This is a genomic window from Mycobacteroides sp. H003 (assembly GCF_001440135.1).
Classification (GTDB): Bacteria; Actinomycetota; Actinomycetes; order Mycobacteriales; family Mycobacteriaceae; genus Mycobacterium; species Mycobacterium gwanakae.
Map to the genome: position 1 here is coordinate 428,097 of NZ_LJYL01000010.1, position 16,162 is coordinate 444,258.

A 16,162-nucleotide genomic window follows, 5' to 3' on the forward strand; every position below is an offset into this window, starting at 1 on the left:
CGGTAGCTAGGACTTGCCTGTATCTGACACCAACTGCGGGTCGCTCACACACCGCTACACATCACGACGGTCAGACCGGGCGCGACTATCAATTCTTCAGGGGCTGGTAAACCTACTCAGTAGCGAGGCATCTCGTCACCGAGTGAGTTCTTCTCCCCAGGATCGTCCGAGGTGTTCAGGAAGTCCTCTGATGTGTCGATCAGGTTGTCGAGATATTGGCGAGCGTCGATGACCGCCTGATGCTTCTGAAAGTCCGGCTCATGCGCCCACGGAGCGTGCACGGCTCCCTGCCATGCGTCGGCGGCGCGGTACGCCTCGATCGCAGCTAGCACTTCATGTGGACTGCGGCTGGGATACTCGTCGGTCACCAGTCTGCATTCGCCGCCGCTCTCAAATGCCTTGGCGAGCTTCTGCTCCGGTGTTTCCGATTCCAACTTCCGTGCAATCGCGAACACCGGATACGGCCTTCCACCCCACACCCCCTTTAACGAGTGGGTTCCGAGGAGATATGCCTTGCGTTCGCGCTTGTCCTTGCCGTCGTTGTAGTGCTTGAACAGAAGGTGGGCCACTTCGACGGTAAGGACGAAATAGCCGCGCGCGGCGAACTTGAGGACGCGAAAGCCTGTGTCGATGCTCGGCCCGACGAAGTCCATCGCGAAATTGACCACGAACTTGCCCTCGGTGTCGGCCTCGTTCAACATCGTCTCGTTGATCTGCTCTGGATCGAGCTGTGATCCGCTCTCGGAAATCTGCACTGTGCGAGGGATCGCGACGCGCCGATCGGGCGCCGGAACCGTTGCCAGGAAGGCCCCGCCTTTGAGGGTCATCGACGTCTTGACGAGTAGATGTTGGGATTCGAACTCGAGCATGGTGTCAGTCCATGCGTCGACGGCGTCGCTGCAGTCCTTCTCCGACTTGATCCGGATCGAGAAGATCAGCTCGTCACCGATGGCCTTCCACAGCGAGAGCCGGCCCTGCAAATCCGGATACAACTCGACGATCCTTGTCGCCAGCAGCGACGGGAACTCTGTATAGAAGGCCAGGAACGTCGCAACCCACCTGGCCTCGCTCTTCTGCTTGAACTGCGTGGAGTTCTGTAGGTCGCAAGAGAGAAAGAGAATGGAACCGTCTTCGTTGAGACCAGCGGCCATCAGGTGAGCAGGCCGAGAAATTCGGCACGGACCCTCGCCGCTGGAACAGACACCTCGAAGTGCCGGGCGACTGTCGCCAAGTTGTGGTTCGACTCGGCGAACACCTTGCTGAACGCGGGCGCGGGCATCAAGAGATTCGATGCGAATACATTCGCTTGCGTCTCAGCGGGATTGCGGCCCAGCCGGGTAAACCTGGAGACCCGCTCACCGGTGAGATGTGTGTCAGGGGCCCGGTTGTGCAGGAAGTAGTGCCCGAGCTCATGGGCGATCGTGAATCTGTCGCGCAGCCGTGAGGTGTGAGTAGGGATGATCACGGTGAAGTCGCGGGGGCTGCGAATTTCGAGCGACTCGACACGTTCATCAACAACGATGTCGCCGCCGAGCTTGTTCAGCAGAGCATGCACGTCAACGTGGCCGCTCTCGTCGATGACCTCGTGCTGGCACGCGATTTCCTCGGCATAGGCCGCGATCGCGGAGTACGACAACTTCGACAGCGGTGCCTGGACCGCAGCTTGAGTCATCACGCTCACCTCCACCCCAATCATCCTCCAACTAGTGGGGATCGGAAACCTCCCCAGGCTGCGAGCTACATCGCACAGCTTGCCTTGCCGTGACCTGGCGAAGGGGGTGATTCACCAGATTCAACCGCAGCGTAGCGCCCCGGATCCGCCTGCGACTCTCGACACTCTGCACACAGCTGTTTGTGCACAATCGGTGAGAATCACCCAAAATCCGGGGACGTGACGTGAATTCGCGACCTTCATCATTTCCGCAGGTCAGGCGATTTCATGTCGACCAGATCCGACGCACGAACACGCGTGCAGCTACCTGAAATGTGCGGTGACGTGCCACGATGTGTTTGTGGCAAAGAGATACCGGCTCGTTTGCGCGCTGGCTGCCGCTGCTGCAGCGGTGTCAGCGTGCTCTACAGCCGTGTCCGGAACACCGGTCTCTGATACGCCAAATGCGCCGGCCGCCGGCGCCGCTGTTTCGGTTACACCCAGTGGGGTGACCACCCGCTGGATCGATGTGTCCGGACAGGGCGTCATAGTGAAGGATTCCCGCGGTACACAGTTTGGTGCGCTCCCCTACCCGGGAGCCGTCATCGCCCAGCGCCAAACCAATGGATCCACGAAGGAATGCACACTGGGGCCCGCTGTTGCGGACAAGAGCACGAAACGGACCGGGTTTGTCGGCGCCGGACACTGCGACAACTCCCCCGGTGGTCAAACCTTCGTCTTCGCAGACTCCGAAGGTGCTGAACCGGTCCCTGTTGGGGTGTACGCCAACTCCAAGGATGGGCCAACTCCGCTGGGCTACAGCGATTCAGCGGTGATTTGGTCCAAGATCCTGGATCCTCGGTCCACCCTCATTGCAGGCACCTGGCCAGTGGCTGGCGTCATGCCATCTAGCGACGTGCGCAAGCTGCGCGCAGGGACACCGATCTGCATCGACGGAGCAGTTTCCGGCGTCGTCTGCAGTCCGCTGATCGCGGCCGATGACTCATACATCCGCTCGGTGCCTATCACCCAGCACGGAGACAGCGGAGCCCCTGTGTTCGTCGTCGACGAGCAGAACCGCCACGCGACGCTGATCGGCATTGTCAGCGGCACCGAGAATGGCCAAGACGAATCGACCTTTCTCGAAGCTGAGCTGAGCAGGCTTGGCGCCACTGCACTCACCGCGACCCCTTAATCCGCGCCGCGGCCTTCACCTGCGCGTTTTCGCTGGCATCCTGAACCCATGCCACAAACGACAGACAGCGGCTTCGATATGTCGTTCCTCGATAGCGGGGAGACCGCCGGGGTTTTGTCGGACATCGCCTCCGCGACAGACACGTGGAACACGCAGTTGGGTACGCACATCGACGAGCTCGCGCAACTCTCCGACAGCGAGACAATCTCGGCGGCGATCAACCAACTAGGCAGGGCCCGTGAAGGACTCAGCGCCGGCGGTTACGCCCTGGCGGCCAGCAGCGCGGCGCTGGCGGCACAGAAGAGCGCCGATGATCACTGGCGCAGGGCTCCACAGGACGACGAGCTCGAGGAAGCACGCCGCGCCGTCACCGAAGCCAGCAAGGAGCTGGCGGCAGCTGCCGACAGCCAAGCGGCAATCGCGGCCGAAGCCAAACTGAAAGCCGCCATCGAGCATTCGCGTGACCTGAATGAGCGCCGCAGGCAAGCCGACAAGGATTTCGTCGACGCCTCCGGAAAGGTTCAAGGGCGTCTACGCGAGTTCAACCCTGATGAGGGGAAGAACAAGAAACAGAAGGACAAGAAAGACAACGAAAACGGCCGAGCGGTGCCGGGCAAGAAGCCTGAGCTCAAGGCCAACGCCTCTCCTGCTCCGTCGAATCATCGCGCTCCTGCTACGCCCGGAGCGCCGGTTGCCGCTCCCTCCTCGCCGGGCGCACCCTCTGGATCCACCAGCTCCGGGTCGCCCGCGTCAGACGCCGCACTGACCGCGCTACTGCAGAGCACCGGTCAGCTTCCGCCTGCCCAACCGGCTCAGCAGCAGCCGCCGCAGCAACAGCCTCAAACTGCACCGGCCGCCGCGGCTGGACCGTCCTCGGCGCCTTCACCGGTCAGCAACCCAAAGAGCAAGGTAGAAGGTGCGATCAACGCCGACGACATTCCGGGCATCGCCGCTGCACCTGTCCCCCTGGCTATGGGACCTGCGGCCGGCCCTGCGCCCGCCGCGGCGGCATCGCCCGCCCCGACACCTGCGACCAGCGGTAACTCCGCAGCGGACCTGTCCACTGACAGCAATGTCAGTGGCCGTCCCGATGGCCAGCGCGGCGCCTTCAATCAGCCCCACACGTCTGCCTCTGGAGCCACCGGTACCGCAACCGGCGCAGGAACCGGGACCAGCACCAGCCTGAACCAGAAAGGCATGCAGGCCGCGGGCATGCCCGCCACCGGTATGCCCATGGCCGGCATGCCGATGGCACCCGGGGCCGCTGGCAGCCGTGGCGGAACCGTCAAGCCGGTGCAAGCGCACCAGGACAGCGACGTCTACGAAGAGGGCGTTGTACGCGGCGGCACGATCGCGCAGAACCGCCCCGACTTCACTGAAAAGGGCTAGCCGGTCAACACACGAGGCTGAACTGTTGTGCGGGTGGTATCTCGCTCCAGGTCCTCGGTCTGCCACCCGAGCATCCCGCGGGCTTGATTTCGCGCTCGCCTGGCTCGGACTGGTCAGTGCGTGTAGGCGTCGAAAACCGCGCGGAGACGTCTCAACGCCTCCTCCTTCTCCCCGACCTCCTCATACCAGCCGTTCGCAACCTGTTCGGCGATCACGGCCTCGGGAGTGAACTCCCTCCCGAACAGGCAGTCGCCCACCGCGTAGTCGAACCCCACATCGTGGCTAAAGCCGGTGCCGCCCAAGAGGGCGATGCCGTTCCTCTCGCAGTAGGTCAACAGGCCGTCCGCTATGTGCCAGGAGGCGCCGTCGAACCAGAAAACACCACTGGCGTGCGGAAGCGTCTGGCCAGTGGACGTCTCCGTCACGTTGTGAAATTCGTAACTCTCCGGCCTGTTCGCCACGAGTGCCACCAACTCTGCGGGCACACCTTTGAACACTTCGAGCTGTGCGGCGTAGTCGCCGTCGTAGAAGTTCAGGACGCTCTCGTGCTCATAGGTCAGCAAGAGAACCTTGCCGTCATCAGCGAAGAACCAGCCTGACGATTGTCCACCGCCGTCGTTCCACGCGTACCGCGTGCCGCCCGGGACTTCGACCGATTCGATGTCATTCCACTGGTCAACGATCGCCGCCCGGCGCCGCACCTCGTCGATCGGTGTCTGCTTAAGAGCCTCCCACGCACTCATGCGCCGAATCCTGTCACAGGACGGCATCGCGATCGCCTTCGTATTGGGTCGCAACACCGTCGCCCATTCCCGTCCCCTGGTCTGACTGGGCCCCGGTCTACCCGCCGGATCGTCAGACGAGTCCCACTGCCCCCAACTGCGCCACCGGCAACACCCCTTGACCCACCGCCAGCCGCCGTCCGAAGCAGCCCCGCGGACCCGGTAGGGTTTTTACACACCTACTCGCACAGGTCCCACGCCCTCGGGGACCTGACGAAAATTGGTTGAGGCCTGGTCTCTTATGGTGACGTCCGATGGCCGAGAACGCGCTGCCGCGGATTTGGGAACGCCGCCGCGCGCCGAACTGCATCGTTCCGCGCTTGCCGACGGTATGTACACCAATTCGGCGTACACTTCTGGTGTGGAGACGAAGAGTGGTCGCTGGCACCTGCGCGTGACCGCGGCGCAAGATGCGGTGGTGCGACGTGTGCTCGACGTCACGGGCGAGTCGCTCAACGACTATGTGGTGCGTCACGCCGTTCAGGCCGCCGAGGCCGACCTCGCTGATCGGAGAGTGTTCGTCCTCGATGACGCCGCCTGGACCGATCTTCAGGCGCTGCTCGACCGTCCGCCAAGCCCCAAGCCCGAGTTGGCGCGCCTGCTGGCGAATCCGTCGATTTTGGAACGGTGAGCTACGAGGGGCCCGTCCTCTTCGGTGCCGATCACATCGTCGACGACTTCGACTGCGGCAACGACGTGCTCAACGAGTGGCTGCGGACGAAGGCTCTGCACAATCAGCGCGAAGGAGGCAGCCGCACCTGGGTGGTGCTGGACGGGCGACGGGTGGTGGCCTTCTATGCCTCCAGCACGGCGGTGCTCATGCGCAGCCGGGCGACGAAACGCGCTGCTCGCAATCAGCCGGACCCGTTACCTGCGGTCCTGCTCGGCCGGCTGGCCGTCGACGCGAACCATCAAGGGCGTGGTCTCGCTGCAGCACTTCTCAAACATTTCATCCTCAAGTCACTTGAGGTCGCGGAGCTGACGGGGGTTCGGCTGCTGCTGGTCCACGCAAACAACGACACCGCCCGGCGCTTCTACTTGCGCTACGGTTTTGAGCCTTCTCCTGTCGACGACCTAACACTGATGCTCCTCGTAAAGGACGTCCGGCCCAGCCCATCTGCGTAACGAAGCCGAGACGGTGCTGGATCGCGTCGACACGGCCGTCGCCGCCCGGCTTGATCATCGCGAGCAATAAAACTCGCGCTGAGCGCAGACCTCCCCTGGGCGGTGGCGAACCGGTAGCGATATCGGGATGTCCGTGGCGCTGACGAAAATTGGTTGAGGCCTGGTCTGTGGCGGTGGGCTCGAGGGTTGGGAAACGTGACCTAGCGGATTTGGGAACGTGCACACTGTCGGCTGGGGAATCAGCTCGCGGATAGTGCAACTTTTGGGCGCGTCAGGACGACGCAGAGTCCAGTTCGTGCAATTCGGGCCCGGACGGGTCCCACAACGCAGCCGGTACTGAGCGTTCGTCGGGTGTCCCTCAGGTAACGGATTGGAACGGATGCCGTGCACTGTCGTCAGTGCTCGGCACGCAACGCCGCGATGCCGGTCACGACGACGCGCTGGGGTGTGAAGGTGACTCGTCGTCCGGTTTGACTTTCGTCGCGCGGCCTTTCGTCCTCCCACACTAACGTGGCTGTGCCGGTTAGTTGCAGCGTTGTCCCCGTGGGGAAGTCGATGAAGAGCAAGGCTGTGGTCGGGTCGACCGTCACATTGCCCAGGCTGTTGAACAGGTTGTTGCCCGGGTAGTCCGGCCACCAGAGGCGATCGTGCTCGATGTGGACGAAGCCGGTCGGCCCGCCTCGATGGGAGGCGTCGTTGCCTGACGTCGGATGGCTGGTGCCCAGGAAGAATGTGTCGGCGTGTTCGATCAGCCGACCGTCCTCCGGTCGCAGAAGTTCGCCGGTGAAAACCGGTGTGCGGTCTGGGCCGGAAGCGTTGGCGGGGAGGCGCAGGTGGCGGTTCCGGATGAATTTCGGGCAGTTGCCGTATGCCTGGTCGACATCGATTGTCAGACCGCCGGAATCAGCCTGGGCGAGAACGCCGTTGATGCGCACTCGGCGGCGGGTGGCGAAGTCGATCACGATAAGCCCCGCGGGCTGGCGGGCCGGTAGGTCGTGGAGCGGGTCGGCGTCGAGAAAGGGGTCCTCGATGTGCAGTGTGGTCGGTGTCGCCGCCCGGAGGAAGCCGGGTTGTCCCAGCAGCGGTGAGGTCCACAGTCGGCCTGCGGCGTCGCGTGCGGTCAGGACCGCCAGCTGCGCCGCCGCCACGAAGTCAGCTGTGGCGGTGCGGAGCTGGCCGCGGGCCGCCATCGGGGCCAGCCGCTCGGCACGCGTGCGCACTCCGGCGCGTGTCTGGACGGCCAGCTCGCCGCTGTGGAATCCCACAGCGGCGGGCCGGTTTTCGTTCGTCATCTGCAGGGTCACAGGGGGTTACGACCGGCGAAGGCGACGACTCGCTGGGTGGGGGTCGCGTCCGCGCCGGCCGCGACCTCCGGACCGAAGAGATCTTGAGGTCGCAGCGCCGGGACGAGCTGCGATCCGACCGCTTCGGCCAGGGTGGCCTCGGCCTCGTCGAAGTGGATCGGCTTGCCGATGGCCACCGCCAGGTCCCAGCTGTGGATCAGCGTCGAGTAGGTGATGATGCCGATGGCCTGGCGGGCCGGCATCTCCCCGATGACGGTCAGGATGGGACGCTCCCAGTCGGTGATGGTGGTCCACGCTTGCTGTGAGCGGTCGACGGACTTCTCGACGACCGTGAGCGGCGCTGAACCGAGGATGTCGGCCCCGCTGAAAAGTTCCTGCTCGGTCGGGCCGCCCTGTCCGTCGAGGGCCGCCGCAAAGGCGTCGATCGTGGCGACAGTGTGGCTGAGCAGCGACCGCACGCTCCACCCTGAGCACGGACTGGGGGCGTCCAGATTCGACACGCTCAGAGTGGAGACCAGGTCGACCAGGCGCTTATCGGCCTGTTGCAGCAGGTCCAACGAGTTCATCCGAGTTCCTTTCGTCAACTAACGTTTGACAGCAATGTTTACCGTTAGATTTTGTACTCGCGCTGCCTAACGTTGTCAACATCTTGATAGCATTAGTTAAATGAATACCGGGTCACGGCTCCAAAGGGCGCAGGCGGCGGGATTCGTCGTGGCGGGAGAGCCCTTGGCTGTGGACTTGGCCGACACGATCATCACCAGTCGGGATCCAGTCGTCGATCTGCTTGCCGACGAGGCGGCGTGTCGGTTCTGGTGGGGCCTGCAGCAGGATCGACTACCCGACGGGACGCCGGCTCCGTCACTTGCGCTCACCATTGAGCTGCGTCAAGCAGTTCGCGAGATACTCGACGCACACATCGCCGGGATCAGTCCCAGCGCAGCGGTCGTCAATCGCGTCAACGACATCGCATCAAGCGTGGCCTGCACCCGGCAGCTGGTGCAGACCCCAGCCGGGTGGGCCGCCCTGACCACTCGCCATCCACCGGCCGACCGGTTGTACGAACTCGCGCTAGCTGCCGTCGCCGAGAGCCTTATCGATCTGCTGGTCGGGCCTGCGCACAATCGCCTGCGCAGATGTGAGAACCCGACCTGCAGCATGCTCTTCGTCGCCTCCGACCCCCGCCGCAAGTTCTGCACCCAGAACATCTGCGCCAACAGGACACGAGTGGCCCGGCACTACCACCGCCACCACCGCAACTGACCCGGGCCCCGGCCAACCGCGCCGATGCCAACTTCGCCGGCCGCGCATGCCGAGACGCCACCGCGAACACACTGCTTGTGCTCAACACGAAGTCTCGATGACTCATCGGGCGGCCGATAGCAACCATATCGTGAGAACCCGCGATGTCCGCCCGCGCCGGTCTTTCGTCCGTCGCGGGTTGTGGGCCGATCATCGCGGCTTGGACACCTGCGCCACCCATCGTGCGCCCACGCGGTGGGTATGGGTCAAGGTCAGGCCCGCTCGCTCGGTCAGCTCCGAGGCGCTGTCGAGGCCGACCGAGGCCCAGTCAAACCAGCGACCCATCCCGCTGTCGGATTCCAGGCGAACCCGTCGCTGCTTGACACCCGATGTCGCCGGGTCGAACTCGACAAGGCATTGCCCGCCGGGAGCGAGCAACCGCGCGGCGCGGGCCAACACCCGCACGGGATCGCCAGCGAGGCCGATGTTGCCATCGACAAGTAGCACGGTGCCCCAACCACCCTCGCCGGGCAACGCACTGAACACGTCGCCGCGCAGGGCAGGCGCGCCACGCTGGTTGGCGATCCGCACGGCGGTCGCGGATTGATCGATTCCCAGTGCGGGTAGCCCGCGTCGAATCAGTTGTGCGACCAGACGTCCAGGTCCGCAGCCGAGGTCGATCGTCGGACCCGTGCACAAAGACACCACCGTTTCGTCGAAGGAGTGGTCCGCGCCGTGATGGCCGAGCCAGAGATCCACCGGCAGCTCTACGCGTTCACCGTCGTCGTGGCGAAGCCAGCAGCGCTCCCCCAGAAGCGCGCGCTCGTACTGCGGTCCCAGCATCCACCCTCCAGGTACGAGTAGAGGGCGTGGCACGCCCGTGGTGTTGAGTCGCCGATCGGTCGTCGGCTCGGGATGCGTCTGCACCCAATCGCGGTGCCTGACGCGCACGGTCATTGTTATGTCCGGGTGGCGTTGGTTGCCTGGCGAGCGCCGGGCATGTGAGGATTCCGTCAGCAACGGTCGGTATCGCGCGCGGGCGGCAGTCTGCGCGCTCAGCGTTCGGGTCGTTGATGCGCGACACCTCCGCTGCCGGGGACGATCACCTCGGTGACGGTGCGTTGGTAGGCGTCGCGGCTGGCTGTGTCCCCTGAAACCTTCACCGTTCCCCAGTCGACCTCTGGGTGCCCGACCAGACGGCTGGGGATCTCGTAGAGGTTCCCGAACTGGGCGAGCTCGGTGAAGGTGCCCCCGACGTCGGGGTCTCTGTCCTCGGTGAGCCAGGGTCGTGGTGACTCGATCACCACGACGGGTGTCTGGGCGACGCCGCCAGAGATCGTGGCGATGTCGCGCACGCACGGAAACACGAACGACTGCGGCCAGCTGAGCAGAACCGGTCCGTGGCCGGCAAGAAACCGGTTCAAGGGCACGATCGAACGCAGCCGCGGTCCGGTGAACGCCAGCCAACCGAAGGCGTCGGTGCGGGCGTCGACCGCCCGGATCCGTACCCGGTCAGCGCCGCGGGGCACCTCGGCGGCATCGACACCGATCGTGCGCCACAGTGGATGGTCGGGATCCTCGCCGGCGGCCGGCCGGTCGTTCGGGGCGCGGTCGCTGAGCACACTGACCTCCGCCCCCTGGCTGCGGCCGAATTCGAAGGCGAGCGCGTTGCCGCCGTTGGTGCGCCCCGAGACCGACACCGCGATGCCGGCGTCGGGCGAGAGCACCGGCAACACGAACCAGGGGCTGGTCATGGCTGCCGTGGCTGCGACACCGGCCGCGCGGCTACCCCACAGGAAAGTCGACGTGCCTCGCCCCGGGGGGTCGGGCGGCGGGGCGCCGGGCACGAAGCCGCCGTGGGCGGTGAATCCGGCGATCGCGCCGCCGGGGTCGGGCGCGGTGTCCAGGATCGCGCCGTCGGGCAACACTTCGATGTCATCGGCCAACCCGCACGACCGGCTGCCGCCGATCCAGTGCGTGTTCATCAGGGCCAGTGAACCGGCCGGACGGCGGATGGGCGCCGCGACAAACGAGCCAACCAGCAGGGCGAGCGCCATACCGACAGCGGTCACGGCGATCATGGCGGGACCCGCGACCACCACCCGCAGGGCACCCGGCCGTCGAGCGGCGATCCCCGCTGCAGCCGACAGCGCCGCGACCAGCCCAAGCCACAACACCGGATGAGCCAGCGGCAGGCCGAGCGGTCGGGGCGCCGTGTCGGCCCACGGGACGTCATAGACCGCAGGCAGCCACCAAGCGTTCGGCCCGGCGAAGGCCAGCGCCGCCGCTCCGGCGGCCAGCGCCGATCCCACAACCCCGGCAAGAACGCCGTAACGATCGGCCGCAGCGACTCGCTGGACGAGCATCACGACGCCCACAGTGAGCAGCGCGGCGAGTAGTCCCGCCGCTGACCCCAGGTGGTAGGACCACTTCGACGGTGACAGCGCCAGCAACGCAAGCGCCGTCGCCACCACCCCCGCCAGCCGAGCACCGGGCCGGCCGATCCGATCGCCGCGGCGCAGCCCCGCCCACAAGGTGATCGGCACCATCGCGACGGACAACAAGACGGGCAGCCGCTTGGCGAAGCTGCCCTGCTGGTCGGACCCCAACAGGTACCGATAGCGCAGTGGCTCCTCGTGCCACCGCAGCGACGGCCCGAAAAAGTTGTGCCAGTCGGTGGCCACCACCACGCCATCCCAGGTTTGATCGGCGAAGACGACGGTAAGAGCCACAGCCGCGACGCAGCACAGCATCGCGACAACCGCCGACAGGTGCATGCGAGCGGATGCCGCGCGCACTGCCGCGATCAGCCGCGGGGCGAACACCATCATCGGGGCCACGACCAGAAGGCCGTTGGCACTGATCGGCACCGTGACTGCGACGACCAGCAGCAGCCAGCCCACACCGGCCGGACTGCGAGCGCGTATTGCCAGCGCAAGAACCGCCGTAACACCCAGCGCCACATACGGTTCCGGACGGGTACCGAGGTTGAACGGCAGCCAGGTCGCCAGCAGGAACAACGCCGCCAAACTGCGGACCCGCATGCTCGCCGCGACCCCGGGCAAAGCCGCGCGTAGTACCCCCCGCGTCAACACAAACCAGGTCGCGATCGCCAATGCGGTGCTGGGGCCCCGCAGCCAAAACGGCGCCACGCTGACCCCAGTCAGCGGTGCCAGCAGCTGCTGGCTCAACGCGAACGGCGCCTCGGCGGCGTTCCACCATCGATAGTAATTACCCGGGTTGCCCGTCTCGGCCTGGTTGCGCGCGATCATGGCGGCCCAGCCGTCGTCGACGGCCAGCGGACCGATCACCGCCCACCCGGCCAGCACCGCCACCACCGCGACGTCGACCCACCACAGTCGATCCCGCTGCCGCAGCCACCGTCGACGCGGCGCGGTGGGTCGCGGCAACAACCACAGCGCCGCGGCAGCCGCGATCAGCTGCACCCCGATCAGGGCGTTCTTCAGTGGACCGGGAGACGTGGTGAAGGAATCACCGACCTCGAGGCGCACCTGCATCCCGGTCGCATCGGCCGCGTCGAGGTCCGTACGGAACCCGAACACCTCAGGAACCGGGTGGCCGGGCAGCTCGATCGTGCGCCCGGAGTCGGCGTCGCGCACCGACATCCCGGCCGGTCCGGCTGCGACGTGCACGTCACATGCGACGTCGTGGCGCGCGACCGGCAAATGCACGCTGCGCCCGTCGGCGGCAACACTGATCCCGGTGCGATCACCGCCGACGGTCAGGCCTGCAGGCCCGGTACCGGTGCTCAGCGCAATGACACGTACGGCAGATGCGGTCGCGGCGCGCAGGGCCGCGCAGGGGATCGTCGCCTGCAGGTGCAGCGGTCGGTAGGGCACCACGATCGCGCTGCTGGAGACGACCGGCTGGCCGGGCACCGGCCAGGTCAGCGTCGTCGTTTGGGCCCGCACCGGACAGAATGGCAGCGCGAGGCCGGCAACGATGCCCACGAGGCCGACAAGCAGAGCCAGCCAGCCGGGAGTCGCCTCGCGTGCACGCTGTGACTCCAAGTCTGCAGTCCCTTCGGGATCGGGCCGACAGGGTTTACACACAAGGGTGTCGGTCCGTCGTGGTGGCTCGCTCGCACACCGCTTCGACGTCACGGTGCGGTCACCATTGAGCATCACGCCCGCCATCGGTCCCCCACCACAACGCCTGCACCCCGGCGCGGCAGCTGATGCAAACCCCTGATGACCTTCTGGCCATCGGCGAGGCAGGACCGCGGCAGTGAATGTTCTGCCGGCCAACAGCAAGACTCGATGAGCGAGCCGCGCGTCGGCCACAGCGGCGCGATACGTTCACCCGGTGATCGGCTCTGGACCTGCCGAAAATCGGTCGGCTAGCCGGCAGGCAGCCGGTCGGGCGACACGATCTGCAAGTTGTCCTGGCCGACGGGGTGGCTGCCGGTGATCAGCACGGTGCCTGAAGATGGATCCACTGCAACAGAATTGGGCTGTTGGACGGTGGGGACGTCAGCGATGATGCGCGGCGTCGCGGCGTCGGTCGTGTCGATCACGCGCATCAGGTTCGATGCGGTCAGGGTGACATAAAGGCGGGCACGGCGCGCATCGTAGGCCAGCCCGTACGGGTTGCCGGGACCCTCGATCCTGGAGACCTGCGAGATCTGCGGCTCGATTCGCTCGATCAGTACCGCACCACCGTCGGTGTCGGCGAGTGCAACCAGATCGGTGGACAACCCCACCACGTGGGTCAGTTTCACACCGGCCGGGCCGTGCGCGGCCAGCCGCTGCGCGGCGCCGTCGTAGACCCATAATCCGTTTCCCCGCACATCGGCGACGGCCGCGTACTTGCCCACGCCCGCAACGCCTCCCGGCTGCACCGGGCCGCCAGGAGCCGAACCGATGACCTGGCCGTCGCGGACGAAAACGACACCGCCGCCGAGTTCGTTGGTGACCACGATGGTTCCATCCGCGGTCTGAGCGGCGTCGTGCGGCTGGTGGCCGACTCCGGTCGTCCTGGCAACAACCGCGCCCTGCGAAAGCGACACCTGCAGCAGCTCGTTGGACCCCTCCATCGGCACCAGGACCGGCCCGTCCGGTCCGGCCAGACTTAGGTGCCGCGCCGCTGCGGTGGTCGAGATCCGTCGACGCACCACACCTGTCGCAGCGGTGAACAACACCACGCCATCGGGATTGCGCACCGCCACGGCCCCGACTCCGGACCGCCCGACCACGATTCCTTCCGGCGCAGCTCCGATCGACACCACCCGGCCCGCGGGCGGAGTGCGCAACTGACCCGCGGTCGCGGGCTCAGCCGGCCGCGCCGCGCCCGATGTCGGAGGCGGACTCGACGTGGACACCGGCGAGCCGGCATCGCGGCCACACCCGACCGTCACACCGACGGCCAGGCCGACGGTCAATGCGATAGATGCTATGTCCAGCGAAACCCGCATTCGTCGAGCCCGCGGCCTCAGTCGGGGTCTGCCACCGCGGTGTGCCGGACCGAGTGCTCGACACCACCGACGATCGCGGGCCTGCCGTCCGGCGGCTGTGTCGAGTCGGCGGCCCCCGCCCGCGGGTGTCGCCGCCGGCACCGCAGCGTGAGCACCGCGACGGCCAGCACGACCAGCACCACGACGGTGTCGGGAACGTGAGCGGCCAGAGCCGCGGCGGCCGTCTCGCCCCGCAGTGCGATCCTGGGATCGACGGCGGGGATGCCGGTGCTGCCACCGAAGAAGACGAATACCGCCCCGGTCGCGACAAACAGCAGCCCACCGATGGCAGACGTGGTGTGCAGGTGCAGCCGACCGACCTGAAATGCCCTCCCACGCAACCATTTCCGATGCCCGAGGTCGAACCGCTGCCACGCCGCAGTCAATAGGAACAGCGGCGCGGTCATACCGGCGGCGTAGACGGCCAGCAGCACGCCACCGCGCACTGGGGCCGCGCCGGCGGCCGCCACCGTGAGTACCGCACCCAGGATTGGGCCGGAACAGAAGCCGGCCAGGCCGTATGCCGCTCCCAGGCCGGCGGTCGATATCCAGGTGCTGCGCTGGGCCATTCGCGCCTGAAGGCGAACCACCGGCGCCAGAGTCCACCCGCCGCCGAGGATCTGAACCAGGCCGAAAACGATGACCACCGTCCCGGCAGCAACGATCAACACCCTCCGATGCTCGGTGAGGATGGCCGCCAGTCCGCCTGTGCCCGCACCCAACGGGACCAGGACCGCGGCCAGGCCGAGATAGAAGACACCGGTGCGCGCCACCATCATCGTCGGACTAGAAAAGGCGTACGCGAAGAACGACGGCAACAGCAGCGCGTTGCACGGGTTGAGCAGCGCCAGCACCCCACCCAGAAACGCAGCCAGGTAGCCGATGTCGAGCACGTCAAGGCGCCTTCACCGCGGCGGCATCGATGACCCGACGAAGCGTGTCCAAGGATTGCGCACCGATGAGCAGCTCGTCGTTGACCAGGAAGGAGGGCACGTGGGTGATGCCGAGCTGCCGTGCGTCGCTGCGGTCGCGCTCGACCGCGTCGGCGATGGCGGGGTCAGCCAAGTCGGCGACGAACCTGTCAACGTCGAGTCCCGCGTTGCGCGCCATCGCCATCAGCGATTGCTCGGTCACCGCCCCGCTGTTTTCCGGGGCCTGGTCGCGGTAAAACGCGTCGTGAAACGCCCAGAACGCCCCTTGGCGCGCTGCTGCGCGCGCGCCGCGCGCGGCCAGCACCGACTCCGGACCCAACTTGGCCAGGTCATGCCATTCGAAGCGCACCTTGCCGGTCTGCACGTAATCGCCGATCAGCACCGGCTGGCTGTCCAGATCGAACGCCCGGCAAAACGGACACTGGAAATCACCCCACTCCGCCACCACGACCGGCGCCGACACCGATCCCCTCGCGAGGGCATCGCCCTCGGACGGCTGATGCGCGCCGCGCCACGTCTGAATCGCCGAGGACGCGGCGGTGGATCGTGACGCACCGTGCTGCGTCTGTGGTTCGGACGAATGGTGGATACCGGCCACAGCAAGCACCACCACAACCGCGACCACACTCAACGCACCCAGCCACCACCGTGCACGCCCGGCCAGCCGGCGCCCAAGGGTGCCCGAGGCTCGCGGGCGTCGCGCAGCGGAAGCGCCCGACGAGTCGTTCATCATCAGATCATCCATGGTTCACCGATCGGTCAAAGTTGGATGTCGGCTGAGGCAGAACGTCTTTCGGGCATCGCGAGCACACTCGTCTTGGAGCAAGCGATGCTGACGCGAGGGTATGCATGTCCGTAACTCCTTGCAGCCGAAGGAATCTGATCAACTCACTGATTCGAAAATCGTGCTGTCTTGAATCGAACCCTACGCGCTCACCACCGGTCGAGACTTGGCGGTCACCGTTCCGTCACAATTGGCGTGATCCAATTGCTTTGCCGCGGTGCGACAATCAGGGCTGCTGCCGAAGGCGCCGGCCCCAGCGCATGCCAACCAACCAACGCATGCCAA

15 protein-coding genes are annotated in these 16,162 nt (G+C 66.1%); 5 read left to right on the forward strand and 10 right to left on the reverse strand.

Annotation, left to right across the window (positions count from 1 at the left end; genetic code table 11):
* Positions 1-116: 116 nt before the first annotated feature.
* Positions 117-1,151, reverse strand: coding sequence for a hypothetical protein (locus tag AOT87_RS08185; RefSeq protein WP_057970287.1), 1,035 nt, complete (start codon positions 1,149-1,151; stop codon positions 117-119).
* Positions 1,151-1,672 (reverse strand): ImmA/IrrE family metallo-endopeptidase, encoded by a 522-nt coding sequence (locus tag AOT87_RS08190; RefSeq protein ID WP_042789470.1) that lies wholly within the window; start codon positions 1,670-1,672, stop codon positions 1,151-1,153. The genes AOT87_RS08185 and AOT87_RS08190 overlap by 1 nt, the downstream gene beginning before the upstream one ends.
* Before the next feature lie 487 nt (positions 1,673-2,159).
* On the opposite strand from AOT87_RS08190, the gene AOT87_RS08195 reads away from it, so the two are divergent.
* The gene (locus tag AOT87_RS08195) at positions 2,160-2,846 is read left to right on the forward strand and encodes a hypothetical protein (RefSeq protein WP_052524985.1); all 687 of its coding nucleotides are present in this window, start codon (positions 2,160-2,162) and stop codon (positions 2,844-2,846) included.
* A 48-nt stretch (positions 2,847-2,894) separates the two neighbouring features.
* Complete coding sequence (locus AOT87_RS08200; protein ID WP_057970288.1) at positions 2,895-4,235, forward strand: hypothetical protein; 1,341 nt, start codon at positions 2,895-2,897, stop codon at positions 4,233-4,235.
* A 113-nt stretch (positions 4,236-4,348) separates the two neighbouring features.
* Here the strand turns inward: AOT87_RS08200 and AOT87_RS08205 are convergent, their stop codons facing one another.
* Complete coding sequence (locus AOT87_RS08205; protein ID WP_079670060.1) at positions 4,349-4,978, reverse strand: hypothetical protein; 630 nt, start codon at positions 4,976-4,978, stop codon at positions 4,349-4,351.
* 400 nt (positions 4,979-5,378) lie between these two features.
* On the opposite strand from AOT87_RS08205, the gene AOT87_RS08210 reads away from it, so the two are divergent.
* Both AOT87_RS08210 and AOT87_RS08215 read left to right on the forward strand, forming a co-directional pair.
* Entirely contained in the window at positions 5,379-5,648 is a 270-nt protein-coding gene (locus tag AOT87_RS08210) for a DUF1778 domain-containing protein (RefSeq protein WP_053082894.1), read from the forward strand.
* Positions 5,645-6,142 carry a GNAT family N-acetyltransferase gene (locus AOT87_RS08215; RefSeq protein WP_023363547.1) on the forward strand — a complete coding sequence of 166 codons (498 nt, stop codon included), beginning with the start codon at positions 5,645-5,647 and terminating at the stop codon, positions 6,140-6,142. The genes AOT87_RS08210 and AOT87_RS08215 overlap by 4 nt, the downstream gene beginning before the upstream one ends.
* Before the next feature lie 395 nt (positions 6,143-6,537).
* Here the strand turns inward: AOT87_RS08215 and AOT87_RS08220 are convergent, their stop codons facing one another.
* The gene (locus AOT87_RS08220) at positions 6,538-7,434 is read right to left on the reverse strand and encodes a pyridoxamine 5'-phosphate oxidase family protein (protein WP_046191501.1); all 897 of its coding nucleotides are present in this window, start codon (positions 7,432-7,434) and stop codon (positions 6,538-6,540) included.
* 8 nt (positions 7,435-7,442) lie between these two features.
* The gene (locus AOT87_RS08225) at positions 7,443-8,012 is read right to left on the reverse strand and encodes a TIGR03086 family metal-binding protein (RefSeq protein WP_023363549.1); all 570 of its coding nucleotides are present in this window, start codon (positions 8,010-8,012) and stop codon (positions 7,443-7,445) included.
* A 100-nt stretch (positions 8,013-8,112) separates the two neighbouring features.
* Here AOT87_RS08225 and AOT87_RS08230 point away from each other — a divergent pair, with 100 nt between their 5' ends.
* Positions 8,113-8,709: an ABATE domain-containing protein gene (locus tag AOT87_RS08230; protein WP_023363551.1), complete on the forward strand. Its 597-nt coding sequence runs from the start codon at positions 8,113-8,115 to the stop codon at positions 8,707-8,709.
* Between the two features lie 189 nt (positions 8,710-8,898).
* Here AOT87_RS08230 and AOT87_RS08235 read toward each other — a convergent pair whose 3' ends face one another.
* The 5 genes from AOT87_RS08235 to AOT87_RS08255 form a co-directional block, all read right to left on the reverse strand.
* A complete protein-coding gene (locus tag AOT87_RS08235; protein ID WP_023363553.1) occupies positions 8,899-9,531 on the reverse strand; it encodes a class I SAM-dependent methyltransferase in 633 nt (210 codons plus the stop codon).
* Positions 9,532-9,743: 212 nt separating this feature from the next.
* Positions 9,744-12,719 (reverse strand): arabinosyltransferase domain-containing protein, encoded by a 2,976-nt coding sequence (locus tag AOT87_RS08240; protein ID WP_023363415.1) that lies wholly within the window; start codon positions 12,717-12,719, stop codon positions 9,744-9,746.
* A gap of 329 nt (positions 12,720-13,048) precedes the next feature.
* Positions 13,049-14,089, reverse strand: coding sequence for a hypothetical protein (locus AOT87_RS08245; RefSeq protein WP_225337107.1), 1,041 nt, complete (start codon positions 14,087-14,089; stop codon positions 13,049-13,051).
* A gap of 50 nt (positions 14,090-14,139) precedes the next feature.
* A complete protein-coding gene (locus AOT87_RS08250) occupies positions 14,140-15,054 on the reverse strand; it encodes a cytochrome c biogenesis CcdA family protein (protein WP_023363419.1) in 915 nt (304 codons plus the stop codon).
* 1 nt (position 15,055) lies between these two features.
* Positions 15,056-15,826, reverse strand: a complete 771-nt coding sequence (locus AOT87_RS08255; protein ID WP_046188139.1) for a thioredoxin domain-containing protein — start codon at positions 15,824-15,826, stop codon at positions 15,056-15,058.
* Positions 15,827-16,162 lie beyond the last annotated feature (336 nt).